The 3,190-nt window shown below is 78.3% G+C and carries 2 protein-coding genes; both read right to left on the bottom strand.

Annotation, left to right across the window (positions count from 1 at the left end; genetic code table 11):
• On the bottom strand, positions 1-1,439 hold a 1,439-nt coding region (locus PYV61_RS22990; protein WP_275836088.1), incomplete at its 3' end, for a hypothetical protein.
• 148 nt (positions 1,440-1,587) lie between these two features.
• The coding region (locus PYV61_RS22985; RefSeq protein WP_275836086.1) for a VWA domain-containing protein at positions 1,588-3,190 on the bottom strand (1,603 nt) is incomplete at its 5' end.

The following is a 3,190-nucleotide window of genomic DNA, read 5'->3' as shown; positions in this document are numbered from 1 at the left end:
CGCACGTCCTCGACGCGCGCCGCCGCGTCGGCGCCGAGCGCGCGCAGCACGCGCGACGGGGGGTCGCCGGCGCGCGCCACCGGACGCGGCGCGCCGCGCGCCGCCGAGATCACCAGCGCGGGGAGCGGCACGAGCGCGACGAGCACCCAGAAGAACGGGCGCGAGGGGAGCGGCAGCGGCGTCTCCCCGCCGAACGCGGTGCGGATCGTCAGCCGCGCGCCCTCGACCGGCCGTCCGTCGACGACGCCCGCGAGCCCGCCCGGCAGCACCTGCAGCGGCAGCGCGGGGGAGAGCGCGACGTCGTACTGCCGCGTCTCGGGGTCGAAGTACGCGTAGCGGATCGGCGACACCTCGCGCGCGCCCGACGCGCGCGGCGTCAGGATCCAGTCGAACTCCTTCGCGCCGCGCACGTCGAGCGCCGACGAGTCGAGCGTGACGCGCTCCTCCCCCGGCACCGCGGCGGCCCACCCGAGCTCGAGCGGCGGGCGCGGGAGCAGCTTCACGTTCCCCTCCCCCTCGACGCGCAGCGTCAGCACCACCGGGTCGCCGACGCGCGCGGCGGACGAGTCGAGCCGAGCGGTGGCGCGCAGGCGGCCGACCGCCCCCGCCCAGTCGGCGGGGCGGCCGGCGGCGGGCGGCTCGATCGCCACCAGGCGCACGCTCTCCGAGCGCGCCGAGAAGCTCTCCTCGCGCGAGAAGAAGCCCGAGGTGAGCGGGAGCGCGTAGGTGAGCTGCGCGGGCGGGACGTCGATGCGCCCCGGCGCGACCGGGAAGACCGCGCGCTGGAAGACGTGCACGTCGTAGCGGCGCCCGTCGACCACGCGGCCGCGGAGCGACGTGCGTCCGGCCGGCAGGTCGTAGGCGAGGAGCCCGCGCAGCTCGGGCGGCACGAACTCCGGGTTCCGCCGCAGCCGCGTCCGCGCCTCGTCGTCGAGGAAGACGGCGATCTGGTAGGTCGCCTGCTGCCCGACGTAGACGGTGTCCGGGGCGAGCCGGGCGTGGAACGCGATCCCCTGCCGCGACGGGCGCGGCGTGCGGTCGACGATCGCGGGGGTGCGCGACGGCTGCACCGGCGCGCGGACCTGGAGCGCCCAGGCGCGCGAGCGGGCGCTGGTGGGGCGCGCGCCGCGCCCCGCCACCTCGGCGACGAACGGCGGGAAGGCGTGCCGCCCGCGCACCCCGTCGGGGACGTCGAGGACGTAGCGCCACTCGGTCACCTGCCAGGGCGGGCGCAGGTAGTTGCCGCCCGGCGGCGTCGAGTCGACCGCCGCGATGCGCGCGGTGCTGAGCAGCCGCAGCGGCGAGAAGCTGGGGGGCACCAGCCGGACGTCGCGTCCCGCGGGGGCGGTCACCTCGACGGTCACGAGGACCGGGTCGCGCGGCCCGACCTCGGCCGGCGCGCTGACGGCCACCGTCACCTGGGCCAGGAGTCGCAGCACGCTCGCGGCGAGGACCGTCAGCACCGGCCCCCCGCCGCGCCCCGCGCCGGGGGCGTGCCCGTCGTCGTGCGTCCCGCTCGCATCCGCGCAGTCTGCACCGGCGCGCGCGCCGGCACCATTGGCCGGCGCGTTCCGGAACGGTCGGGGGTCACCAGTCCTTGCCCCCCGGCGGGGGCGGGGGCGGGTTCTGCCGCTGCCGGCGCCCCTGGACGTCGCGCTCGTCGCGCGCCGCGGCGTTCAGCAGCTCCTCGGCCTGGCGCTGGCCGAGCCCCCCGGCCTGCTGCGGCTGCGGCTGCGGCGGCGCCTGATCCGGCGGGCCCTGCGACTGGTCCTGCCCCCCGCCCCCGCCGCCGCCGCCTCCCCCGCCGCCGCTCTGCTCCTGCTTCTTCTTGAGCGCGAGCTCGTAGTTCCACTTGGCGTCGGCGTCGCTCGGCCGTGCCAGCAGCGCGCGCTTGTAGAGCGCGAGCGCGGCGTCCAGCTCGGCGCGCGCGCTGTCCGGCGCCATCGCGAGCCCGCGCTTGAGGTGCGCGAGGCCGAGGTTGAAGTGGCCGCGCCAGCGCACCTCGGGCTCCCGCGCGCGGCGCGCCTCGTCGAGCGGGGCGCGCGACACGTCGAGCGAGTCGGCGGCCAGCAGCGCGGTGCCGAAGTTGTACTTCGCCAGCGCGTCGCCCCCCTGCGCGCGGTCGCGGTAGATCGCGGTCGCCTCGGCCACGCGCCCCGCGCGGTACGCGTCGAGCGCGGCGTCGCGGTCGCGCCCCGTGAGCTGGTCGAACGAGCGGCCGCACCCCGCCAGCGGGACGGCCAGCAGCAGCACCGCGGCGCGCCCGAGCGCGGCGGCGGCGCGCGGCGGGAGCGCGATCGTGGTGCGGCGTCCCATGAGGATGGTGTCGAGGAGGAGGAGCAGCAGCGCCGGCGCGAGGAACCACTGGAAGCGCGGCACGAGGTCCTCGCCCGCGTCGAGCGCGCGCCGCTGCGCGCGCAGCCCGCTCAGCGCCGCCCGGATGCGCGCCGCCTTGTCGGTCGCCTCGGCGGGGACGAAGGTGCCCTGCGCCGCCTGCGCGGCCGCGGCGAGCAGCGTCGGCGAGTAGCGCGTCACCACGACGTTCCCCTGCTCGTCGCGCTTCTCGCTGACGCTGTTCCCCTCGCGCACCGGGATCGTCGCGCCCTCGGTGGTGCCGAAGCCCACGGTGACCAGGTTGATGCGCGCCTCGGCGGCCTCGCGCGCCGCCGCCTGCACCTCCTCGATCGGCTCGAAGGCCTCGCCGTCGCTCATGAGGACGATGGCGCGGTCGGCGCCCGAGCGCCCGACCTGCAGCAGGTCGGTGGCCTGCCGGATGGCGCGCGCCAGCGAGCTGCCGGCCTGCCCCACCACCGTCGGGTCCAGGTTGTCGAGGAAGAGCGCCAGCGCACCCTGGTCGGTGGTGAGCGGCGTGAGGATGTAGCTGCGCCCCGCGAAGGCGACGAGCGCGGTCCGGTCGCCGGGCGACAGCGCGCGCAGCCGCCGGACCTCCTGCTTCAGCCGCTCCAGCCGGTTCGGCCGGTCGTCGGGGGCGAGCATCGACAGCGACGCGTCGAGCGCCAGCACGACGTCGATCCCCGACGAGCGGACGACGTTGCGCGCCAGCCCCCAGCGCGGGCCGGCCAGCGCGAGCCCCGCCAGCGCGGCGGCGCCGGCGGGGCGCGCCGTGCGCCAGCGCACGCGCGCGTCCACGACCTCGGGGGCGAGGCGGGCGATCAGCGCCTGCTCGCCG

Origin of the sequence: Roseisolibacter sp. H3M3-2 (genome assembly GCF_029211165.1) — a bacterium.
Lineage (GTDB): Bacteria > Gemmatimonadota > Gemmatimonadetes > Gemmatimonadales > Gemmatimonadaceae > Roseisolibacter.
The sequence above is the reverse complement of the archived record's forward strand: the minus strand, read 5'-3'. Positions and strand labels throughout refer to the sequence as shown.